Genomic DNA, 7,980 nt, shown 5'->3' on the forward strand with positions numbered 1-7,980 from the left:
AGGAGCACCAGGAGTTGCCCATCGAGCGCCTCGTGGAGGAGTTGAAGCCCGAGCGCATCCCGGGCCGTACTCCCTTCTTCCAGGTGATGCTCACCTACCAGGCCTCCTTCCGCGGCTCCGCCTCCGTTGAAGGCGTGAAGCTGGAGGCCCTGGAGCTCGACACCTTCTCCGCCAAGTTCGACCTCACCCTCCAGGTGCTGGAGACGGACGCCGGTCTCAAGGGCTACCTCGAGTACACCACCGACATCTTCACCGCCTCCACCGCCGCACGCATGGCCGAGCACCTGCGTGTGCTCCTTCAGGAGGCCGTCGCGCAGCCGGATCACCGCGTGTCGTCGCTGCAACTGCTCGCGGGAGCAGAGCGCCAGCAGATGCTGGTGGAGTGGAATGCGACGCGGGCACCCTTCCCCGAAGCGTGCATGCACTCGCTCTTCGAGGAGCAGGTGCGCCTCGCTCCGAACGCGGTGGCCGCTGTGTTCGAGGGGACGCAACTGACGTACGCGCAGCTGGATGCGCGTGCCAATCAGCTCGCCCATGCCCTTCGCCGTCGTAGCGTGGGGCCCGAGGTCCGCGTTGCACTCAGTGTTGAGCGCTCCCTCGATATCGCCATCGGTCTGCTTGGCATCCTGAAGGCCGGTGGTGCCTGGGTGCCCGTGGATCCGCTCCTGCCTCGTGAGCGTCTGGCCTTCATGCTGGAGGACAGCGCGGCCCAGGTGCTCGTCACTCAGCAGCCGCTCGTGGACCGCTTCCCGGGGGCGTTGCACGCCCGCGCGCTCTGCCTGGATACGGAGCGCGGTGCTCTCGCCGCTGAGCCGACGGATGCGCCCGTGACGGGAGTGACGCCCGCGAACATGGCGTACCTGCTCTACACCTCGGGCAGCACGGGTACTCCCAAGGGCACGGCGGTGGAGCACCGCAGCGTCGCCAACCTCGTCACCCACGAGGCGGTGGCCTACGGCATTGGCCCCGGCAGCCGCGTGTTGCAGTTCGCCAGCCTCAGCTTCGACCTCTCCGTGGAGGAGATTTTCACCACGCTCTGCAACGGCGCCACGCTGGTGCTCGCACCGCTGGAGAAGCTGATGCCGGGCGCGCCGCTGCCCGTGCTGCTGCGTGAGCAGGAGTTGAGTGTCGTCAGCCTCACCCCCGCGGCACTGGCGGCTACGTCGTCCGAGGGGCTGCCCAAGGTGCGCACCGTCATCTCTGGCGGAGAGGCCCTGCCCGCGGATGTCGTCGCGCGTTGGGCCCCGGGACGGCGCCTGCTCAACACCTACGGCCCCACCGAAGCCACCGTCATCGCCACCTTCGGTGAGGTGGTGGCGGATGGAGAAGTGCCGTCCATCGGCAAGCCGCTGGCGAACGTGCACGTCTATGTGTTGGATCCGCACGGGCAGCCGGTGCCCGTGTGCGTGCGCGGTGAGCTGCACATCGGTGGCGTCGGCGTCGCGCGAGGTTATGCGGGACGCCCGGGACTCACCGCCGAGCGCTTCATTCCGGACGCGTTCTCCTCCACTCCGGGCGCCCGTCTCTACCGCACGGGCGACGTGGTGCGCTGGCGTGCTGACGGACAGCTGGACTTCGTCGGCCGCATCGACGCACAGGTGAAGGTGCGCGGCTTCCGCATCGAGTTGGGTGAAGTCGAGAACGCCCTGCGCGCAGCCCCCGCTGTGAAGGATGCCGTCGTGCTCGCCCGCGAGGACTCTCCGGGCGACAAGCGGTTGGTGGCCTATGTCGTCGGCGACGCCCTCGACATCACGGCCCTCCGCGCGCACCTCAAGCAGCACCTGCCCGAGTACATGGTGCCCGCCGCCTTCGTCTCAATGGAGACGCTGCCGCTGACGTCCAACGGCAAGGTGGACCGCAAGGCGCTCCCTGCTCCGGACGTGAGCGCCCTTCGGGCTTCGCACGCCTACGAGGCCCCGGCGACGCCGCTGGAGGAGAAGCTCGCGGCCCTGTGGAGCGAAGTGCTTCGCGTGCCCACTGTCGGTCGCACGGACAACTTCTTCGAACTGGGTGGCCACTCCCTGCTCGCCACGCAGTTGGTGGCCCGCGTGCGTGCGGCGCTCGACGTGGAACTTCCCCTCCGCGCCCTCTTCGAAGCCCCCACCATCGAGGCCCTCGCGCAGCGCCTCCAGATCACGGCGACCGGCACGCGATTGCCGCCCCTCACCCGCATCGCGCACGAAGGCCCGCCCCCGCTGTCCTTCGCCCAGCAGCGCCTGTGGCTGTTGGATCAGCTCCAGCCTGGCAACGCCGCTTACAACATCCCCGCCGCCCTCCGGCTGAAGGGCCACGTGGACGTCGAGTCCCTTCGTCGCGCCTTCGAGACCCTCGTCGCCCGGCATGAAACGCTGCGCACCACCTTTGTCGAGCACCAGGGCCAGCCCGCGCAGTGCATCCACGCGCCTTCGACGTGGACGCTCTCCCTGCTCGATGTGTCCTCGCTGCCCGAGCCTCAACGGCAGGAAGAAGCGCGTCGCCTCGCGAACCTCGAGGCCCACCGTCCCTTCGACCTGGAAGCGGGTCCGCTCCTTCGCACCTCCCTGGTGCGCCTGGGCGACGCGGAGCACCTGCTGCTGGTGACGATGCACCACATCGTCTCGGACGGCTGGTCCATGGGCGTCCTCGTCCGCGAGCTCACCGCCCTGTACGCGGCGCTCCACGCGGAGCAGGCGTTCACGCTCGCACTGCTGCCCGTGCAGTACTCGGATTTCGCCGTGTGGCAGCAGGGATGGCTCCAGGGCGAAACGCTGGAGACCCAGCTCGCCTATTGGAAGGAGAAGCTCGCGGGGGCTCCCGCCACGCTGGAGCTGCTCACGGACCGTCCGCGTCCGCCCGTGCAGTCGCACCGGGGCGCGACGGTTCCCGTGCGGCTCGCCTTGCCGCTGACCGAGGCCCTCAAGACCCTGGCCCGGCAAGAAGGCGCCACGCCCTTCATGCTGCTGCTCTCCGCCTTCCAGGTGCTCCTGTCGCGCTACTCCGGCCAGGACGACATCAGCGTGGGTTCTCCCATCGCCGGCCGCACCCAGGCCGAGACCGAAGGCCTCATCGGCTTCTTCGTCAACACGCTGGTGCTGCGCGCCCACGTGGATCCACGCGCGACCTTCCGGGAGCTGCTGGCGCAGGTGCGCGGCACGACGCTCGCGGCCTATGAGCACCAGCACCTGCCCTTCGAGAAGCTCGTCGAAGCCGTGCAGCCCGTGCGCGACCTGAGTCGCAGCGCGCTCTTCCAGGCGATGTTCACCTTGCAGAACGCGCCCATGGATGCGCTTCGCGTGCCGGGCCTGTCGTTCGAACAGCTCCCGCTCGAATCGAACTCCGCGAAGTTCGACCTGTCCCTGACGCTTCAGGACTCGCCTCAGGGCTTCATGGGCGTGCTGGAATACAGCAGCGACCTCTTCGACGCCGCCACCGTCCAGCGCATGGTGGGCCACCTGGACGTCCTGCTGGAGGCCATCGCCGAGCAGCCGGACTCGACGCTCGCGGGCCTGCCCTTGCTCACGGCTCCGGAGCGCCGGCAGCTGCTCGTGGACTGGACCCGGACGGATGCTGAGTTCCCTCGCGACACCTGCTTCCACGAGGCCTTCACGGCCCAGGCCCTTCGCACGCCTGAAGCCCTGGCCGTCGTCTGCCGCGACCAGCAGCTCACCTTCCAGGAGCTGGACGCGCGCTCCAACCAACTGGCGCACCGGCTGGTGAAGCTGGGCGTCGGGCCCGACGTGCGCGTGGTGCTGTGCGTGGAGCGCTCCGTGGAGGCCCTCGTCGGCATCCTGGGCATCCACAAAGCCGGCGGCGCGTATGTGCCCCTCGACTTCCGCTACCCGCGCGAATGGCTCGCCCACGTCCTCCAGGACACCGGCGCGCCCGTGGTGCTCACCCAGCAGCGCCTGCGCGACGTGCTCCCCCAGCACACCGCCCACGTCGTCCTCCTCGATCCGGATGCGGAGGAACTCGCGGCCGAGTCTCGCGAAGCGCCCGGCGTGGCCGTCTCCGCCGAGCAACTGGCGTACATCATCTACACCTCTGGCAGCACCGGCCGCCCCAAGGGCGTGATGATCCAGCACCGCTCCGTGATGAACCTGCGGCAGGGACTGGCCAGCACCGTGCACCAGGGCCGGGGCGCGGCGGAGCGCGTCAGCGTCAACGCCCCGCTGTCCTTCGACGCCTCCGTCCAGCAGCTCGTGCAGGTGCTCGACGGCCACACCCTCTGCATCGTCCCGGAAGAGGCCCGCTCGGATGCGGGTGAGCTGGTGAAGCGCATCGGGAAGGACGCGCTGGACGTCCTCGACTGCTCGCCCGCGCACCTGCGCATGCTGGTGGATGAAGGCCTGCTGGAGAAGGACGTCCTCCCCCGGCGCGCGCTGGTGGGCGGCGAGGCGGTGGATCCCGGCACCTGGAGCCGCCTGGCCCAGCATCCGCGTCTGCGCGCCTTCAACGTCTACGGCCCCACCGAGTGCACCGTCGACGCCACCGCCTGCGCCTTCGACGCCTCTGCGTCGCCCACCATCGGTCGGCCCCTGTCCAACGTCCGTGCTTACGTGTTGGACAAGTCCCTGCGCCCGGTGCCCGTGGGCGTCGCGGGTGAGCTCTTCCTCGGCGGTGAAGGCGTGGCGCGCGGCTACCTCAACCGCCCCGACATGACCGCGGAGCGCTTCATCCCCGACGCCTTCTCCGCCACCCCGGGCGCGCGCCTCTACCGCACGGGCGACGTGGTGCGCTGGCGCGTGGACGGGATGCTCGACTACCTGGGCCGCGCCGACTTCCAGGTGAAGGTGCGTGGCTTCCGCATCGAGCTGGGTGAAATCGAGTCCGCGCTCCTCAAGCATCCCCGCGTGCACGCCGCCGTGGTGCTGGCGCGCGAGGACATCCCCGGCGACAAGCGGCTCGTCGCCTACGTGGTGCCCACGGAAGGCACGGACTCCGCGCCGACGGCGGACGTCCTCAAGGACTGGCTCAAGCAGCTCCTGCCGGAGCACATGCGGCCCTCCACCTTCCTGGTGCTGGAGGCCCTGCCGCTCAACGCCAACGGCAAGGTGGACCGCAAGGCACTGCCCGCGCCCCAGGGCACCGCGCAGGCTTCCACCTACGTCGCGCCGCGCAATCCCACGGAAGAGCAGCTCGCGGCCCTCTTCGCGCAGGTGCTGCGCGTGGAGCGCGTGGGCATCCACGACGACTTCTTCGCCCTGGGCGGCCACTCGCTGCTGGCCACCCAGTTCGTCTCCCGCGTGCGCGCCACCTTCCGCGTGGAGTTGCCGCTCCGGGCCCTCTTCGAGGCCCCCACGGTGGCCGCGCTCGCCGAAGGCCTCCGGACACGGACACCCGGCCACCACCTGCCTCCACTCACCCGGGCGTCGACGGACAGCCCGCGACCGCTGTCCTTTGCCCAGCAGCGCCTCTGGTTCCTGGATCAGCTCACGCCGGGAGACGCATCGTACAACCTCCCCACGGCGCTGCGGCTGACGGGCCCGGTGGACATGGAGTCATTGCGCCGCGCCTTCGAAGCGCTCGTCACCCGTCACGACGCCCTGCGCACCACCGTGCACGAAGTCCAGGGACAGGCCACCCAGCACGTCCACGCTCCGGCCACCTGGACCTTGCCGCTCATGGACCTGTCCGCGCTGCCCGACGCGCAGCGTGAAGCCGAAGCCTGGCGCAAGCTCGAGGAGGAGGCGCACCAGCCGTTCCATCTGGAAACGGGCCCGCTGCTGCGCACCGCGCTCGTGCGGCTGGCGGCCGAAGAGCACCTGTTGCTCGTGACGATGCACCACATCATCTCCGACGGCTGGTCCATGGGCGTGCTCGTGCGCGACCTGGTCGCCTTCTATGAAGCGTTCAGCGCCGGCCAGACGCCCGCGCTCGCCCCGCTGCCCGTGCAGTACGCGGACTTCGCGGAGCGGCAGCGCCAGTGGCTCCAGGGCGAAACGCTGGAGACCCAGCTCGCCTACTGGAAGCAGCAGCTCGCGGGGGCGCCCGCCGCACTGGCGCTGCCCACGGATCATCCGCGCCCGTCCATCCAGTCACACGCGGGCACGTCCCTCGCAGTCCGCATTCCACGGGAGACGTCCGAAGCCCTCAAGGCGCTGGCCGGGCGAGAGGGGGCCACCCCCTTCATGGTGCTGCTCGCGGCCTGGCAGCTGCTCCTGGCGCGCTACTCCGGCCAGGACGACGTCAGCGTGGGCACGCCCATCGCCGGCCGCACCCAGGCGGAGACCGAGGGCCTCATCGGCTTCTTCGTCAACACGCTCGTCCTGCGCGCCCAGGTGAATCCACGCGCGACCTTCCGCGAGCTGCTGGCCCAGGTGCGCGCTACCACGCTCGCGGCCTACGAGCACCAGCACCTGCCCTTCGAGAAGCTCGTCGAAGCCGTGCAGCCCGTGCGCGACGCGAGCCGCAGCCCGCTGTTCCAGGTGATGTTCGCGCTGCAGAACGCGCCCCTGGAAGACCTGCGCATCCCGGGCCTCACCTTCCGGCAGGTGGCCGCGGAATCGCGCTCCGCCAAGTTCGACCTCACCCTGACATTGCAGGACTCAGCGCAGGGCTTCGTGGGCTGGCTGGAGTACAGCACCGCGTTGTTCAAGCAGGGCACGGTGGAGCGGATGGCCCGCCACCTGCGCACCCTGCTGGAGGCCGTGGCCTCAAGGCCCGAGCAGTCCGTGGCCGGGCTGTCGCTGCTCTCCCGCGAGGAGCGACAGCGCATCCTCGTGGACTGGAACGACACCACCGTCGCCAGCCCCCTGGACGTCCCGGTCCACGTCCACTTCGCGCGGCAGGCCCTCAGCACGCCCGACGCGGTGGCCCTGGTGCTGGGGGAGGCGACGCTGACGTACGCTCAGCTCGATGCCCGCGCCAACCAGCTCGCACATCACCTGCGCGCGCTGGGCATCGTCCCGGGTGCGCGCGTCGGCGTCGCCATCGAGCGCTCGTTCGAGCTGGTGACGGCGCTCCTCGCCATCCTCAAGGCTGGCGCCGCCTTCGTGCCCGTGGACCGCAATGCGCCCGTGGAGCGCATCGCCACCTTGCTGGAGGACGCGGACGTTGGCGTCGTCCTCACCCATCAGCCCTTCGCCTCCAAGCTGCCGGCCTCCGGCACCCGCGTCTGGCTGGACGCGCAGCAGGACGTCCTGGCCGCACGGCCCACGCATGCGCTCGACGTCTCCGTGGAGGGAGAGTCTCTCGCCTACGTCATGTTCACCTCGGGCTCCACGGGGCGTCCCAAGGGCGTCTGCGTGCCCCACCGAGGCATCACCCGCCTGGTGCTCGGCAGCACCTTCATGCGCTTCGGGCCGGATGAAGTCTGGCTCCAGTTCGCGCCCGTCGCCTTCGACGCCTCCACGCTCGAAATCTGGGGCGCGCTGCTGCACGGTGCGAAGCTCGTCCTCGGTCCGCCGCACGCACTCTCCCTGGAGGAGCTGGTCGAGCAGCTGCGGCGCCACCGGGTGACGGTGCTGTGGCTCACCACCGCCCTCTTCGAGCAGATGGCCCTGCACCAGGGCGAAGCCTTGGCGGAGGTGCGACAGGTCCTCACGGGCGGTGAGCTGATGCCCTGGGCGCGTCTGCGCGACCACCTGGCGCGGCTCCCCGAAGGTGCGACGCTGGTGCACGCCTACGGCCCGACGGAGAACACGACCTTCTCCACCACGCTGCCGTTGCGTCGGGGGGCGGTGGTGGAAGGTCCGGTGTCCATCGGGCGGCCCATCCCCAACTCCACCGCCTACGTGCTGGATGCCCACCTGCACCCGGTGCCCGTGGGCGTCGCGGGCGAGGTGTACGTCGGTGGCCCGGGCCTCGCCTGGGGCTACCTGCACCGCCCCGACCTGAGCGCGGAGCGTTTCGTCCCCCACCCCTTCACTTCCATCCCGGGCGAGCGGCTCTACCGCACGGGTGACAAGGCCCGCTGGCTGGAAGACGGCACGCTCGACTTCCTGGGCCGCGTCGACTTCCAGGTGAAGGTGCGTGGCTTCCGCATCGAGCCAGGCGAAATCG

Annotated in this window: 1 protein-coding gene; it reads left to right on the plus strand. The window is 70.1% G+C overall.

Features of this window, described 5'->3' with window-relative positions:
- Nucleotides 1-7,980 (plus strand): non-ribosomal peptide synthetase (locus tag D7Y04_RS42325; RefSeq protein WP_121763044.1); only part of this gene is annotated, 7,980 nt, incomplete at both ends.

Origin of the sequence: Corallococcus sp. AB038B, from assembly GCF_003668955.1 — a bacterium.
In the GTDB taxonomy this organism is placed as follows: Bacteria; Myxococcota; Myxococcia; order Myxococcales; family Myxococcaceae; genus Corallococcus; species Corallococcus exiguus.